The organism is Hymenobacter terrenus, assembly GCF_000972495.1.
Lineage (GTDB): Bacteria > Bacteroidota > Bacteroidia > Cytophagales > Hymenobacteraceae > Hymenobacter > Hymenobacter terrenus.
This window is the reverse complement of record NZ_LATM01000004.1, coordinates 171,074-185,339: the sequence shown is the minus strand read 5'-3', so window position 1 is coordinate 185,339 and position 14,266 is coordinate 171,074. Positions and strand designations below refer to the sequence as shown.

At 54.0% G+C, this 14,266-nt stretch carries 15 protein-coding genes; 12 read left to right on the top strand and 3 right to left on the bottom strand.

Annotation, left to right across the window (positions count from 1 at the left end):
• Positions 1–13: 13 nt before the first annotated feature.
• The 3 genes from WX88_RS08940 (at position 14) to WX88_RS29930 (ending at position 2,145) form a co-directional block, all read left to right on the top strand.
• The gene (locus tag WX88_RS08940) at positions 14–961 is read left to right on the top strand and encodes a 3-oxoacyl-ACP synthase III family protein (RefSeq protein WP_046244004.1); all 948 of its coding nucleotides are present in this window, start codon (positions 14–16) and stop codon (positions 959–961) included.
• An 86-nt stretch (positions 962–1,047) separates the two neighbouring features.
• On the top strand, positions 1,048–1,452 hold the full coding sequence (gene arfB / locus WX88_RS08935) for an alternative ribosome rescue aminoacyl-tRNA hydrolase ArfB (protein WP_046244003.1): 405 nt from the start codon (positions 1,048–1,050) through the stop codon (positions 1,450–1,452).
• A 399-nt stretch (positions 1,453–1,851) separates the two neighbouring features.
• A complete protein-coding gene (locus WX88_RS29930) occupies positions 1,852–2,145 on the top strand; it encodes a hypothetical protein (RefSeq protein WP_156176028.1) in 294 nt (97 codons plus the stop codon).
• Positions 2,146–2,442: 297 nt separating this feature from the next.
• On the opposite strand, the gene WX88_RS08930 is transcribed toward WX88_RS29930, so the two are convergent.
• Complete coding sequence (locus tag WX88_RS08930; protein ID WP_197076725.1) at positions 2,443–3,189, bottom strand: hypothetical protein; 747 nt, start codon at positions 3,187–3,189, stop codon at positions 2,443–2,445.
• A gap of 6 nt (positions 3,190–3,195) precedes the next feature.
• A complete protein-coding gene (gene mgtE / locus WX88_RS08925; RefSeq protein WP_046244001.1) occupies positions 3,196–4,572 on the bottom strand; it encodes a magnesium transporter in 1,377 nt (458 codons plus the stop codon).
• Between the two features lie 171 nt (positions 4,573–4,743).
• Here mgtE and WX88_RS08920 point away from each other — a divergent pair, with 171 nt between their 5' ends.
• Positions 4,744–5,565 (top strand): cyanophycinase, encoded by an 822-nt coding sequence (locus tag WX88_RS08920; RefSeq protein ID WP_046244000.1) that lies wholly within the window; start codon positions 4,744–4,746, stop codon positions 5,563–5,565.
• Between the two features lie 121 nt (positions 5,566–5,686).
• Complete coding sequence (locus WX88_RS08915) at positions 5,687–6,739, top strand: toxin-antitoxin system YwqK family antitoxin (protein ID WP_052732509.1); 1,053 nt, start codon at positions 5,687–5,689, stop codon at positions 6,737–6,739.
• 59 nt (positions 6,740–6,798) lie between these two features.
• On the opposite strand, the gene WX88_RS08910 is transcribed toward WX88_RS08915, so the two are convergent.
• Positions 6,799–7,158 (bottom strand): YraN family protein, encoded by a 360-nt coding sequence (locus WX88_RS08910; RefSeq protein ID WP_046243999.1) that lies wholly within the window; start codon positions 7,156–7,158, stop codon positions 6,799–6,801.
• Between the two features lie 136 nt (positions 7,159–7,294).
• Between WX88_RS08910 and lipB the strand changes: the two genes are divergently transcribed.
• The 7 genes from lipB to porK all read left to right on the top strand — a co-directional run bounded on the left by lipB (position 7,295) and on the right by porK (position 14,213).
• Positions 7,295–8,065 carry a lipoyl(octanoyl) transferase LipB gene (lipB, locus tag WX88_RS08905; protein ID WP_046243998.1) on the top strand — a complete coding sequence of 257 codons (771 nt, stop codon included), beginning with the start codon at positions 7,295–7,297 and terminating at the stop codon, positions 8,063–8,065.
• A 45-nt stretch (positions 8,066–8,110) separates the two neighbouring features.
• Positions 8,111–8,527, top strand: coding sequence for a hypothetical protein (locus WX88_RS08900; RefSeq protein WP_046243997.1), 417 nt, complete (start codon positions 8,111–8,113; stop codon positions 8,525–8,527).
• Between the two features lie 62 nt (positions 8,528–8,589).
• Positions 8,590–9,681 carry an undecaprenyl-phosphate alpha-N-acetylglucosaminyl 1-phosphate transferase gene (locus WX88_RS08895; RefSeq protein ID WP_046243996.1) on the top strand — a complete coding sequence of 364 codons (1,092 nt, stop codon included), beginning with the start codon at positions 8,590–8,592 and terminating at the stop codon, positions 9,679–9,681.
• 66 nt (positions 9,682–9,747) lie between these two features.
• On the top strand, positions 9,748–10,878 hold the full coding sequence (locus tag WX88_RS08890; RefSeq protein ID WP_046243995.1) for a DUF4271 domain-containing protein: 1,131 nt from the start codon (positions 9,748–9,750) through the stop codon (positions 10,876–10,878).
• A 76-nt stretch (positions 10,879–10,954) separates the two neighbouring features.
• Positions 10,955–11,785, top strand: a complete 831-nt coding sequence (locus WX88_RS08885; protein WP_046243994.1) for a uroporphyrinogen-III synthase — start codon at positions 10,955–10,957, stop codon at positions 11,783–11,785.
• Between the two features lie 162 nt (positions 11,786–11,947).
• On the top strand, positions 11,948–12,946 hold the full coding sequence (locus WX88_RS08880; RefSeq protein WP_046243993.1) for a PorP/SprF family type IX secretion system membrane protein: 999 nt from the start codon (positions 11,948–11,950) through the stop codon (positions 12,944–12,946).
• Between the two features lie 247 nt (positions 12,947–13,193).
• Positions 13,194–14,213: a T9SS ring complex lipoprotein PorK/GldK gene (porK, locus tag WX88_RS08875; RefSeq protein ID WP_046243992.1), complete on the top strand. Its 1,020-nt coding sequence runs from the start codon at positions 13,194–13,196 to the stop codon at positions 14,211–14,213.
• The last annotated feature ends 53 nt before the right edge of the window (positions 14,214–14,266 follow it).

Here is a 14,266-nt window from a genome sequence, read left to right as displayed (position 1 = left end):
CCAACACTACCCTGTGTATCTTCATCATGTGGCTGCCTACCTCCCGGAGGCAGTCGTGACCAATGCTCACTTCACCCGCCTCAATGGCCTAGCCAACGAGTGGATAATTGAGCGAACCGGCATTCAGGAGCGCCGCAAAGCGGCTCCCGGCGAAAATGCCAATACCATGGCCATAGCTGCCACCCGTGCTGTGCTGGCTGCTGCGCCCGCTTTTGCCCCGGATACGGTCGACCTTATTGTGGTGGGTACCTACACGCCGCACGATACTATTTTCACGGCCGCCCACGCCGTGCAGCGCGACTTGGGCGTGAACGAAATCCCAACGGTCAGCATTTCCTCGGCCTGCTCTTCACTGCTGAACGCCGTGGAAATTGTGGAGGGCTACTTTGCCATGGGCAAGGCCACCCGCGCCGTGGTAGTGGTGAGCGAGCACAACACCGCCTACAACAACGAAGAAGATACCATGGCGGGCCATCTTTGGGGGGATGGCGCTGCGGCCCTACTCATCTGCAAAGAGCGCCTCAGCGCTGATGACCTACACATTGCCGAGGTTATCACCGGCGGGGCGGCCCCGGTGAGCAAGGCCGACGAAGCCGTAACCCTAAAGCCGGTGGAAAAGGGCATTGTCATGCCCTTCGGCCGCGATGTGTTTCAGCAGGCTTGCCTCTACATGGCCAAGGTGACCGAGACTTTGCTCGACCGGCACCACATTGCCACGGCCGACCTTACCTATCTTATTCCGCACCAGGCCAATCTGCGCATCTCGAAAAACGTGACCAAGCAGCTCGGCATCGACCCGGCCCGCGCCGTGAGCAATATCGAGCGTCTCGGCAACACGGGCTGCGCTGGTGCCGCCATTGGCTTGGCCGAAGTATGGAATAATCTGAAGAGCGGTGATAAGGTCATCATCACCGTATTTGGCGGTGGATACTCCTACGGTGCTATGCTGCTGGAAAAATAATTGTGAGTTATAAATTATGAGGTAAAATTGGTCTAGCGAAGTCAGCCAATTTTACCTCATAATTTAATAACTGATAACTCAATCCCATGCTTCCGCCTGCTGACGCCTTCCTACCCGAAATCACCTTCCAGACCAGTCGGTCCAGCGGTCCGGGTGGGCAAAATGTAAATAAGGTGGAATCGCGGGTGGAGCTGCGCTTTCCGTTGCGGAATTCGCAGGTACTGACTGGAGAGCAGAAGACCCTGATTCTGGAAAAGCTGGGCAACCAGCTCACTGCCGAAGGCCTGCTTCTGGTAACCGCCCAGGACGACCGTAGCCAGTTGCGCAATAAGGAAATTGCCTTGGCCCGCTTCTACGAGTTGTTGCAAAAAAGTCTGCGCCGCCCCAAGCCCCGCAAAGCCACCAAGCCTGGTAAAGCCGCTGTGCGCAAGCGCCTAGAAGCTAAAAAGATTCTGGGCGAGAAGAAGGCCAACCGCCGCAAGCTGGAGTAGGACCGTACGGAATAGTGGATAAGTGCAATTGAGTCTATGGTTATTCTTGCGCGCTTTTTGGTCGTCGACGAAGATTAGCGAATTAGTATTTTTTTTATTTGGAGAATTTTTGCTGCTCGTAAAGTCAGTAATATTCTCTGAATGATGAGGTGCTGTGGATTTATAGTTTTGATTAGAAATCATCAGGACTAACTTTATAGCTTAGCGCCGCAAAAAAAATAGGTAACCAACACAACATCAGGGTAGGCTTAGCGTTTTAACGTTGAAATCAGGCAATCTGTTGCTCCACTTACAGCTGTTGCTTCGTGGCTTCAGGGGCATGATTCCACCAAAGATTGCAGTGGCCGCAGCCCACTTTTTCGTTTTTTTTCAACAATGCTCAACTTTCACTTTGTCACTATGAAAAAACTAATTGGTGTTCTCGCCCTCTCGCTGGTTGCCACCGGCGCCTTCGCTCAAACCGGTTCTTCGTCCAGCTCCTCTTCATCGAGCAGCAATGGTACCACCAATACCAGTTCTTCTGGTGGTGGAACGTCCGTTGCTAGCAGCACCACTAACGGTGTCTTCTCCGGTTCTATCAACGGAGTACAGTTTACTGACCGCGCCGCTTTTGACGCTGCTCTTCGGGCCCTCGGTATCGTCATCCCTAGTTTCCCCGGTATCCCCAGTTTCCCCGGTTTCCCCCGTTTCTAATCCAGCCTAACCGTACGGGCTGCACCGTCGCTGATTAAGTAAGGAAGCTGCTGAGGTATCTCGGCAGCTTCTTTTTTTACATGTAACTGGCTAATTGTCTTTTCCGTCCCTGTTCTAGGCTACCCAATAGCATCGTACTTTAGCGGTATAAGTCGAGGCATTCGTCGAAGGCCGGCTCGCATATTGTTGTGTGCCCACCTGCCCGGCACGAGTGGCGAACCATGTTACTGATGCACTGACATAAGCCGGCATAAGTGGCGAGACATGTACACCAAGCCTGAGTGTCATGATCATGCGCTAGTTCAAATCCAGCCCAAAGAGGACCCCGAACCAAGGCTTATGCTGGTATACCCAATAGGAGCCATCGGGGCCCCAAAGCTGGTCGATGCCAACTGCTAAGCCGATGTTGAACGCCCGGGCATCGTAAATGGTAGCTAAGCCACTGTGTACTACTAGCCCCTCATATTCAGTGGTACTGGGGCGCTGGCGGGTCACATCGGCGCTGACGAGCGTGGAGCCGACCCCCACAAACGCGCCGTAGCCGAGCCCTGTAGCCTGAATCCGTGCCGTGGCTCCGAAGGGTGTGGTGTGCTTGGTTCGTAAGGAATAGAAATCGAGCCGACGTCCCACGTAAATAGCGGCGTTGAAATTGGTATTGAGCTGTACTGGCACGCCTCCTTGGGGCGGCCGCACCTTGAACGGAATGGTAAAAACGTCGAGGTCCAGGCGGCGGCGTAGCAGCAGCAGCCGGTGATTGGGCTGGAGGCGGTAGCGGTAGGTAACGGGCGCCCCGGGGGCATCGGGCGTTAGCAGCAGAGTATCGGCGTGCTGCTGCACGTAGAGTTGCTTGGTAAGCGGCAGGGCGGCAACCAGTGAGTCGTACGAAGCGCTGCGCACTAAATGGTAGTAGTCATCGTCCAGCTGCTCCACTCTACCTACCACGGCACAGCTAGAAAAAGCTAGTGCTCCACCCGCTAAGACCCATGTGTAAGCCCCCCATTGCACGACTGCTGATTTGGCGGCACGGCGCGAGAAAGGCAGCATGAGGACTTAAAGCAGCGTACCGTGCAGCATCACCAGTGCTACCGTGAAGTAGATAATAAGCCCCGTCACATCTACCAGAGTAGCTACAAAGGGTGCCGACGAAGTAGCGGGGTCCAGGCCGGCTTTCTTCAGCAGCAGCGGTAGCATAGACCCGGCCAGCGAGCCCCATAGCACAATGCCCACTAGCGCGATGCCCACCGTGAGCGCCACCATCAACCAGTGCGGCCCATAAATAGGGGTGAGGCTTTGCCAGACGGCAATGCGGGCAAAGCCGACAATACCCAGAATCACCCCCAGCGCCAGGCCCGACAATAACTCCCGCCGCAACACCCGCCACCATTCACCTAGGGTGAACTCGCCCAGCGCCATGGCCCGAATGATGAGCGAAGTAGCCTGCGAGCCCGAGTTGCCGCCCGAACTGATGATGAGTGGAATGAACTGCACCAGTACAATGGCCTTTTGCAGCTCCCCTTCAAAGAACTGCATGGCTGAGGCCGTCAATAATTCCCCCAAAAACAGCACCACCAGCCAGCCGGCCCGCTTCTGCACCATGCGCAGGAGCGGCGTGGCCAGATACGGCTCATCGAGAGCCTCGGAGCCACCGAGCTTCTGCATGTCCTCGGTGTCCTCCTGCTCGCGAATGCTTAGGATGTCATCGATGGTCACGATGCCGAGCAGGATGCCCTGGTCTGATACCACGGGCAGGGCGTTGCGGTCGTTTCGCCGGAAAATATCGATGGCTTCTTCCTGGTCCTGGTTGGCTTGGAGCTGCACGAAGCGGCGGTCCATCAGGTCGCGCACCCGGGCCGTAGGGGCTGCCAGCAAAAACTCCCGAATTCGGATGTCGTCAATGAGTACACCGTGCGCGTCGGTCACGTAGAGCATACTTAGCGTTTCGGACTGCCCGCCGTGCTGCCGGATGTAGTCGAGCACCTGCTGCACCGTCCAGTTTTCGCGGATGGCGATGTAGTCAGGAGTCATCAGGCGGCCCACCGAGTACTCGGGGTAGCCCAGCAGCTGCAAGGTCACCTTGCGCTCCTCTTCCGAGAGGCTCTGCACCAGCTCGGCCACAAAGTTGGCGGGCAGGAATTCGAGCAGGGCCGTGCGGTCGTCCGGCGACATCTCATTGAGGATGTCGGCCATTTTGTCTTGGGCCAGGTTGTCGAGAAAATGTCGTTGCACCTCCAAGTCAAGGTATTCGAACACCTCAGTGGCCAGCTTCAGAGGCAGCAGCCGGAAGATAATGAGCTGCTCCCGTTCCTCCTCTTCCTCAATGAGGGCGACCAACTCCGACGGTTGAAAACCGCGAAGAACCTGCTTTAGCTTGAAAAATTCGCCCTCCTGAATCAGGGACGTGATGGTTTCCAGGGTCTGCGGCTGCATGAAGAGGGGATGGGAGAGTGCTTCGCTAGGCAAGCGGGCTGGGGGACAGAATAGGGTAACACAAAAGTAGGGCTAAAGCACAGCTTCGGGCCAAAAATTCCCGTTAGCTGTTATGACTACGGTCGCATTTGCGGCCCAAAGCTCTTTCTTGCCTCTCCAAACCCGCAGTCCATGCCTGTTGCCTCGACCTCTCCCGTTGCCGCGCCGCGCGGTACGCTCGTCCTGCTGGGCGGCGGCGACGACGACCCCATGCTCGCCCTGCTGGCCAGCCTGCTACCCGACCCGTCGGCCGCTATTGAAGTCCTGACCACCGCCACGCGCCGCCAGCCAGCCCGCACTGCCGCCGCCTACGCCCACGCCTGGCACCAACTGGGTTGCCCCCACGTACGACACCTCCGCGTGGATGAAACCCACCCCGCTGATGACCCCGCCACCCTGGCCCGACTGCGCAAGGCCAGCCTCGTATTCATGAGCGGTGGCGACCAAGAACGCCTTACTGACTTCTTGCTGAATACCGAATTCCTCACCATTCTCAAGGAGAAATACCAGGATGAGGACACTTTTATCTTGGCTGGGACCAGCGCTGGCGCCGCCGCCATGGCCGAGTCGATGCTCGTTGAGGGCTACGGCTGGCGCAGCCTGCTCGGCGGCCGCGCCGAGGCCAAGCCCGGCCTGGGCCTGTTGCCTGGCGTGCTGCTCGATCAGCATTTTGCCGAGCGCGGCCGCTACTCCCGCCTGCTGAATGCCGTGCTCTCCCAACCCACCCTGCTCGGCATTGGGCTGAGCGAGGAAACGGGCCTCATCGTGCGCCCCAGCGAGCCGGTAGAAGTATTCGGCGAGGAAGTCGTGGTGATAATTGACGCCGCCGCCGCCACTCACAACAACCTGCCGGGCCTGCCGGATGGCAACTTCATCAGTGGCCACGGCTTACAGCTGCATCTGCTGGTAGCCGGCCACCATCTCAACCTGAGCAACCGGCAGGTAAAGGCGTAATAGTAAGGAGCAGAGGTGGTCTTTCTGGTTGCTGCAGCCTCATCCAGACAACTCCCCTACCACGAGGGCACCAAACCGGCCTACCTTTGCGTTGATACCGCGAAATTATTCCGTGTTGTTCATGCGTATTTCTCGTCTGTGGCTGCGGCCGCTACGTTCCCTGAGCCTTTCACTGGTGCTATTCACGCTGTTGCCGTGGGCCTGCACCCGTAAAACAGTATCCTTCAACAGCACCTCTGAGGGGTCCGTGGCCGTGCTCGCATCGGACACACTGACCCAAATTACCGACTCACTCAAGGGCAAGCCATCGTTGAGTACCGCCCGCAAGGTGCTGCTTACTAAGGAGCAAGAGCGCGCCGCCAAGGATGGCGACAAGGAGGCCCAGCGCAAGACCAAGAAGAAAAAGAAGAACGTGTTTCTGGGTGAGCGCACCAAGCGAGCCTTTGCCCGCTCTGGTCCCAAGGGCCGGAACCAGATTATTGAAATTTTCTACTTCCTGAAGTACCCGAAAACCATCAATGCCTACGCGCCCGCGCATTATTACTACGACACCAAGAAGCGTAAAGTGGTGAAGATGGCTGCCGTGGAAGACGATGCGCCGACCCTCAAAATCCTGCACGGTCCGTATAAGAAGCTGCAAAACAACAAGGTGCTCGAAACCGGATATTACTCCCTTGGTACCCGCCACCTGCGCTGGGAGCGGTTCGATAAAAACGGCGTGCTGCTCACCAAAACCCACTACGAAATGGGTTTCCCGCGCGATGCCAATGTGAGCTATTACGGCGAAGACCGTAGCCTCATCAACGAGGTGGTGCCTTACGTCAATGGCAAGCTCGAAGGTGATTACGCTAAGTTTCTCATTAATGGCCAGCCCGACTGGCGGGGGCAGTTCGAGAACGGCCGTCGCGTTGGCATCTGGACCAAATACTGGGGCTTCCGGGGCCGCCGTCGCTACGAGTACCAATACGCTGAGTCCGGCTACGACCCCGAGGTGACTGAGCCCGAGCTAGTCCGCGAGTATAACCGCAACGCCATCACCATCTTCGATAAAGAGAAGAACATCGACAAGCGCGGCCAGCCCGAAGCTGAAGACCGCCCCGGCCAGCGCCGGCCTGCCCCCCGCGCCGTGCCCAAAGCCCCCGCCAAAGTATCCCCCAAAAACAAAAGGAGGTAGTACCGCTAGAGGGTCAACTCGCCTCAACAAAAGCGAGGGCACTAACGCGAGCCATTCCTTTAATAAAAGGCATCCTCAAAATGTTCGATGCGGAACCCCTGGCTGAGCAGGGTCAGCGCCACGATATCGAAACGGATGTCGCCGCGCCAGTCCATTTCCTCCTGCAAATGCGTGGCTGCTACCCGAAACAGCTCCTTCTTTCGCGCTGACACGAATGTCTCCGGTGGACCAAAATGCTCGGAGGAGCGGGTCTTGACTTCCACGAAGACCAATAGTTCGGTGCTGCGTCGTAGTACTAGGTCCACTTCGGCCCGACCATGGCGGTAGCCGCGGGCCAGTACCTCGTAGCCGAGCGCCAGAAAAAAAGTAGCGGCCGCGGCCTCGCCGGCTTGGCCTAGTTCGTGGGGCGCGTGAGCCATAAGGCAAAGCCGGGATAAGTCATCAAGGATTAGCCGCAAGCTAGCCTTTAACTGGTAATAACCAGCTGGCAGGGGAGGGGCTGCTAAAGCCTACAACGCTTAGTACCTTTGCGTCCCGTTTCATAAGCCCACACCTATGGCCTCTTCTGTAGAGTCGTTTTCCCCACCGCTGCTTGCCGCCAGCTCCTTGCCTAATCGGGGGCTACGGGTACAGCGCCTGGGCTTGGTCGATTACGTGCCCACGTGGCACCTGCAGGAAGAGCTGATGGCTGCCACGCTGGCTCTCAAAACCCAAAATCGCCAGGCCGAAATAACCGGAGATGAGCTAGCCCCAACTCTTAACCATCTGTTGCTCTGTGAGCACCCGCATACCTATACCCTAGGCAAAAGTGGGAAGCCCGAGCACCTGCTGCTTGACGAAGCCGCCCTAGCCGCCCACGGTGCCAGCTTCCACCGCATCAATCGGGGCGGCGACATTACTTATCATGGCCCCGGCCAGTTGGTGGGTTATCCCATCCTCGACCTCGATAACTTCCGGTCCGATATCCATTGGTACCTCCGCACCCTGGAAGAAGCCGTCATTCGCACCCTGTTCGAGTACGGTCTGAACGCCGGCCGTATTCCCGGCCTCACCGGCGTATGGCTCGATTGGGAAGAGGATGCCCCCAACCCGCGCAAAATCTGCGCCCTCGGTGTGAAGTGCAGCCGCTGGGTCACCCTGCACGGTTTTGCTCTGAACGTCAACCCCGACCTCACGTATTTCGGCCACATTGTCCCCTGCGGCATCACCGACAAAGCCGTTACCTCGCTGGCCCAGGAACTCAGCAGCGCCTCCGTGTCGGTTGCCGAAGTGCAGGAGCGTCTGCTTCCTCACCTCACCTATCTGCTAGGTGCTCATCTCGCCTGATTGATAACCACTAAATCTGTTTTAATCCGTTAAATCTGTGGTCCTGTGAAGCAAGATATTTCCTTTGACCCCGTAGAAGGTGTTTCGGTAGCTATCATCCCTGATGAGGATGCCCTCACGCCCGAAGGCCAGCCCATGTGGCAAGTCTACCTACTCAATCACAATTCTTTCCCCTTGGAGAACGTCATCGTGAATGCCAATGGCTATGGCCAGCAGGAGGATGGCGAGAAGGTACGTACTTCTACCCTGCGTTTCCTGTTTGAGCAGGTAGCTCCTCGCACCGCCGTACCCGTCGAGCCTATCGACTCCGCTTTGTTTCACCTCAATAACCAATACTGGGTGAGCTACTACCGTGGCTCTCAGATTTTCGATAAGAAATTCATCTTCGTACCCGATTCCATCGTGTCCGACAATTTTACTCATATCGCCCTCCTCGACCGGGTAGGTGTGTTACATAGCTAAGCACACTTTTCTCCTGGCTTTCTCTACTGGTCGTCGTTATCTTGTAACCTAACATATTATCTATGAACCACCTCGATATTCCCTTGGGCTTGTCCTGGATGTGGGCGTTTCTGGTGTCGCTGTTTGCCGTGCCATCTATTATTTACATTGCTCATCTCAAAAACATGCTTGACACGCCTAATGGACGTACTGTGCACCAGTCGCTCACGCCGCGCCTGGGGGGAGTAGCCATTTTCGCAGGGTTCATGTCGGCCCTCACTATTTTCGCCCCCCTCCAAAACGGAGCAAAAGAATTGTTGGCTGGTTGCATCATCCTTTTCTTCGTTGGCCTGAAAGATGATTTGGTGGGTATGTCGGTTTCGAAGAAGTTTGTGGGTCAACTACTAGCCACCGGTATCGTGATGATAATGGCTGACGTCCGCATCACCAGTTTTCAGGGGATTCTGGGCGTTGGCACCCTGCCCATAGGTATCAGCTATGCCTTTACCCTCGGTGTCATCGTTGGCATCACCAATGCCATCAACCTCATTGATGGCCTCGATGGCCTAGCTGGCACCATCGTCTTAATTATCTGTGGCACGTTCGGCTACTATTTTTACCTGTACGGCGGAGCCAGCTACGGTAACTATGCCTTCGTGGCCGTTTGCCTGATTGGCGGCTTGCTGGGCTTTTTGCGGTATAACTTCCATCGGGCCCCCATTTTTATGGGCGATACCGGTTCCCTGGTCTGTGGGTTCATTGTATCGGTTCTGGCCATTCAGTTTATCGAAATGGGACTCCAGGTAAATTCGCCCTTTTCCTCCTCATCGCCATCCGTGGCCGTTGGCATTCTGTTCGTTCCACTTTTCGATACCATCCGAGTATTTTCACTGCGAATGCTGGCGGGCCGCTCTCCCTTCTCGCCCGACAAAAACCATATTCACCATCGCATTCTAGCCATGGGCTTCTCGCAAATCAGCACTGTTCTACTGCTAGGTCTGCTCAACCTCTTGGTTATTTTGTTTGTCATTCGGTTTGCAGCGATAGGTAACACCTTGTTAATCACGGCCTTGGTCTGCTTCTCAGCACTGCTGAGCCTCTTCATCGGCGTCTACCAAAGCCGCATCTCTCGTCGCCAGTTGTTGGCGGCTGAAAGTGAAGCCGTTATAAGGTAAGCTCACATGGCAACAGTTGGTGCATGGCATGCGGCACGGCTGCTTTTGTGGAGCCTGTTGTTAGCGATGGCCTTCACTTGGCGTCCTGTTTGCGCCAGCGAATACCGTCAACTGCCTCCCGCTACCTCCACCGCCCTTTCCAACGATTGGCTTATTCATGACGTAGCCCGCAATCGGCTCATTTTCTATCTGCCCGATTATCACCAGCCCGCTCATGCGTATTATCAATGGGTACAGGTGAGCCGTAGCCAACCCTTTCCGCTGTCCTTCGCGGCTCAGCCCGGTCTGAGCTTGTTTCTCGATAATCAACTCATCTTCACCGCTCAAACTGCTACTACCTACTCGCTCGACCTAGCGCACCTGTTGCCGACCACCCTAGCCGCTGGCACGCACCTGCTTGCCGTATGGCAGCCCGATGGGTCACCAGCCCTAGCATCTTTCTCGGGAGTAAGTGCTAGTAGTAACATTGCCGGCCACGCTCTTACTCGGGTTGGGCATGCTCAGCCCCGGGTGCTAGGCCCTCAGGGTCAGAATGTGTACCTGGCATTTTTGCTGATATTGGGCCTTTCTTACGGTGCGGTTCGAACGACGTATCAATCAGGTTTAGCCCGCATTTTCCAGATCGAGGAGCTGTTCGGTAATGGCAGTGACCAGCAAGCTTTCTTGGCCAAGCCGGCCTTTTCTCTGCTCAACTTGCTGCTGGTGCTGCTGTTTTCATTATCGTTTGCGCTGTTGCTCACCGCTATTCATACCGATTTACAAAACCTGCCCTTGCTGCGTCGCTTTTTCAATGTGCCCGAGACCGCCATTGTTGCCCGGGTGCTCCTTTATACGGCCATCATTACTACGTTCGTCTTCGGCAAGTACCTGTATGTAGGCATCCTAGCGTATATTTTCGGGTTGCAGTCCCTTATTAACATTCAATACCGGGAGTTTTTACGTACAACACTTCTCGCAGGTCTCTTTCTACCCTTGGTGCTCCTGCTCTATCTCAGCCTCAACAGCGGTTTTCCACAAACTGTGGCTGGTGTAGCGAGTGCCGTAATAGGTATTGTACTCATCGGTACTGTACTACGCGTGGCCCGCACGCTGCATCACCACACCGCCCTGCTGAATCTGCATTTGTTTGCCTACCTTTGTGCTACTGAAGTACTGCCTTTGCTGGTTTTACTCAAACTTATTGTTTTTACGTACTAATAGGCTTTCGCCTCACTGTCTGCATTAGCCCATTTCTCCCCTCTTATTGTCCTAGCATTACCCTTTTTCTTCCTGTATGGCCGAGAGTGCAGATAAGCCGGGGACAGGCCGGCATGCCAAGCGCATTAGTAGCATCCTAGTTACCCAGCCTAAGCCCACCAATGATGTTTCTCCATATTTCTCTATCGCCGAGAAATATGGTATTCAGGTGGACTTCCGGGAATTTATAGAGGTGCAGCCCGTATCCTACAAGGATTTTCGGCGTGAAAAAATAAATATTCTTGAATACACGGCTGTTATTTTTACTAGCCGGAACGCCGTCGACCATTTCTTTCGCATCTGTCAAGAGGCTAAGTTGGAGATGCCCGCCGAAATGAAGTATTTCTGCATTTCCGAGCAAACTGCCAATTATCTTCAGAAATACATTGTGTTACGCAAACGCAAGCTGTTTGTGGGCGAGCGTACGGCGGCAGACTTGTTTGAAGTCATCAAAAAACACAAAGGAGAGAAATTCTTATACCCATGCTCCGACATTCGTAAAGATGACCTACCTGTGTTTATGCGAGCCAACAACCTCAAGTTTACCGAGGCGGTGATTTATCGAACCGTAGCCAGTGACCTGTCCGATCTGTCGGATGTGAAGTACGACTGCATTGCTTTTTTTAGTCCTTCTGGCATCAGTTCGCTGTTCATTAACTTCCCCGACTTTGTGCAGGATGGCACTCGCATTGCCGCTTTTGGTCCTACTACAGCGAAGGCGGTTCTCGATGCTGGTCTCATCCTTGATATTGAAGCTCCCCACCCAAACGCTCCCTCTATGACGGGTGCTATCGAAGCCTATATTCGTCGTCACGCCCAACCTGATGTGGGTAAAGCCAATTCTAAGAACGCCAAACCTAACGCCTAGTTTGTTAATAGACTGAAAACCGGAGCAAGTTCCCTTTGCCCCGGTTTTTTTTGCCTGAATTTTTTCGAGACAGTTTTTCCCTTACATTTGGAAGCTAGTATTCTATTAGCTTCCACCCCCACCACCCCCTCTTCTTTCGCCACCATTCACCACCCCATCCCTATGAAAGGAACCTTACTCGCGACCCTGCTGCTCATGGCGGCGGCTGGTTCGGCGCTTGCCCAACAGCAGCCGCAGTTCACCCACTATGGTCTCAATGGGATGTCTTTGAATCCAGCTTACGCAGGTATTAAAGGTCAAGGCGAAATTAACTTAATAGGTCGCTATCAGTACTATAACTATAACGGCACTTTGGATGCTGGCGGTTCTCCTCGCACAGGCATGATTACCGTTTCGTTACCCATCCAAGCTCTCAGTGGTGGTGTGGGGCTGATGGTGTACTATGACCAAGTGGGTCAAGCAAAAATGACTAATGCAGCCCTATCTTATTCACAGCATGTCAAGCTGGGCTCCGGTAAGTTAGGGTTCGGTATTCAAGGCATCTACACTTACCTCAGCAAAGGTACCTATCGCGCCATTGATCCTAACGACGTTAACGTACCTAACAATGCTTCCGACAAAAAGTTTGACGCGGGCGCTGGCATCTGGTACGAGTCGCCGAAGTTCTACGCGGGCGTTAGTATCAATAATTTAGCGCGTTCAGAATATTCGTTCAAAAGCGCAGGCGGCACTGCTGGTACCCCAAGCAAGTACTTAGCCGAGAATCACGCTTATTTTACAGCTGGCTACAATATCGAGGCTTCTTCTTCCGTTGTGGTCACACCTATGGTCTTAGCAAAAGCTGTATTGCCTGGTGAATTTTCTAGCAAGAGCAAATTTGATAACACAAAGAACTACTCTTTCGAAGGTGGCGTTCGTGCTACTATCGACGACAAATATTGGATAGGTGGAAACTATCGTCACGAGGAATCAATTTCAGGCTTGGTGGGTATTAGCCTTGCCAAAGACAATGCTGTTCGTCTTGGCTACGCGTTTGACTTTATTGCCTTTAATCAAGATGCCCGAGCCTTCAGCTCACACGAAATTATGCTCTCCTACCGCTTGCCTAAGCCTGGACTGGTCACTCGTCCAGCTATTCGCACGCCACGTTACAGCTTCTAATTTTCCTATTTCTTACTCTGCCTCTATAATGGGCATTGTCCTATTCAGTTTGGATAAATTCTAGTCCGACACACTGCTAGCAGCTACGGATTAACCGAGTTATTTGTGCTATTCAGCGTGTTTACCCTTGATTTGGCCGTGTGTAGCGAAAAATGGCTATTGCACAGGTTCCTAAAATAGTGTAGATTTGTCAGACCATCCAACTGTACTTTAGCGGTATCGGTAATTAAACAGATTTCTAAACCTCATGAACAAGCTTCTAGCAATATCCCTTTTCGCTATCTCCGGAGCATTATTAGGTGGATGTGGATTCAGCAAAGGTCCTACAGGCGACTTAGTTGGCGCAGATGACCGTCCTTTCTTTAACCCTCAAGAGGTTCCATTTGGTATGGTGCCTTGTCCGGGTGGCACGTTCCACATGGGGCAGACGGATCAAGATATATCCGCTTCAATGGTGAATATGAACAAGCAGGTGACTATTGCCGGCTTTTACATGGATGAAACGGAAATTACTAATAACGAATATCGTCAGTTTGTCGATGCTATCAGACAGGATTCGCTGGACGTATTGGGTGAAGAGTATGTGATGACGGAGTTGTATCCTGACACCACGGTTTGGGTGCGAGACTTTACTTACCACATGGGCGACCCCTTGTTAGAGTACTATTACACGCACCCAGCTTTTGATGATTATCCGGTTGTTGGCGTAGACTGGTTTGCTGCCAAGTATTTCTGCAATTGGCGCACGAAGTTTCGCAATGCGGCCCGCGAAGAAGCTGGTTCGGCCAATGACCCCAACTTTCGTCTTCCTTCCGAAGCAGAATGGGAGTACGCTGCCCGTGGAGGTCGCGACTTAGCCACCTATCCCTGGGGTGGTCCTTATCTACGCAACACCAAAGGATGCATGCTTGCGAACTTTAAACCTGGTCGTGGTGATTATGCTTCCGATGGCTTCGCCTATACTTCGGAAGTAGGTTCTTTCTTTCCTAACGATTTCGGTCTATATGACATGGCTGGCAACGTGTCGGAATGGTGTGATGATGCTTACATGGAGGCCTCGGTGCCGGTAGTATGGGACTTGAACCCTACCAACCCGGATGATAATGAGCCTCGCAAAGTAGTTCGTGGAGGTTCGTGGAAAGACATTGCTTATTTCCTCGAAACAGGTACCCGCAATTTCGAATATCAGGATTCTGCACGGTCATATATCGGCTTCCGCTGCTCCATGATTCAGATTGGCATGGGCACCAATAGCTCCCTAAACTAACATTCAAATAGGCTGACGCCATCTTTCAACCATCCTCCCCGTTCCAACACCTT

Bases quoted from the DNA above. Each gene is read 5' to 3' on its own strand.
- arfB (WP_046244003.1), top strand. From the start codon at position 1,048: ATGCTTCCGCCTGCTGACGCCTTCCTACCCGAAATCACCTTCCAGACC.
- WX88_RS29930 (WP_156176028.1), top strand. From the start codon at position 1,852: ATGAAAAAACTAATTGGTGTTCTCGCCCTCTCGCTGGTTGCCACCGGC.
- WX88_RS08930 (WP_197076725.1), bottom strand. From the start codon at position 3,189: ATGCTGCCTTTCTCGCGCCGTGCCGCCAAATCAGCAGTCGTGCAATGG.
- mgtE (WP_046244001.1), bottom strand. From the start codon at position 4,572: ATGCAGCCGCAGACCCTGGAAACCATCACGTCCCTGATTCAGGAGGGC.
- WX88_RS08920 (WP_046244000.1), top strand. From the start codon at position 4,744: ATGCCTGTTGCCTCGACCTCTCCCGTTGCCGCGCCGCGCGGTACGCTC.
- WX88_RS08915 (WP_052732509.1), top strand. From the start codon at position 5,687: ATGCGTATTTCTCGTCTGTGGCTGCGGCCGCTACGTTCCCTGAGCCTT.
- WX88_RS08910 (WP_046243999.1), bottom strand. From the start codon at position 7,158: ATGGCTCACGCGCCCCACGAACTAGGCCAAGCCGGCGAGGCCGCGGCC.
- lipB (WP_046243998.1), top strand. From the start codon at position 7,295: ATGGCCTCTTCTGTAGAGTCGTTTTCCCCACCGCTGCTTGCCGCCAGC.
- WX88_RS08895 (WP_046243996.1), top strand. From the start codon at position 8,590: ATGAACCACCTCGATATTCCCTTGGGCTTGTCCTGGATGTGGGCGTTT.
- WX88_RS08890 (WP_046243995.1), top strand. From the start codon at position 9,748: ATGGCCTTCACTTGGCGTCCTGTTTGCGCCAGCGAATACCGTCAACTG.
- WX88_RS08885 (WP_046243994.1), top strand. From the start codon at position 10,955: ATGGCCGAGAGTGCAGATAAGCCGGGGACAGGCCGGCATGCCAAGCGC.
- WX88_RS08880 (WP_046243993.1), top strand. From the start codon at position 11,948: ATGAAAGGAACCTTACTCGCGACCCTGCTGCTCATGGCGGCGGCTGGT.
- porK (WP_046243992.1), top strand. From the start codon at position 13,194: ATGAACAAGCTTCTAGCAATATCCCTTTTCGCTATCTCCGGAGCATTA.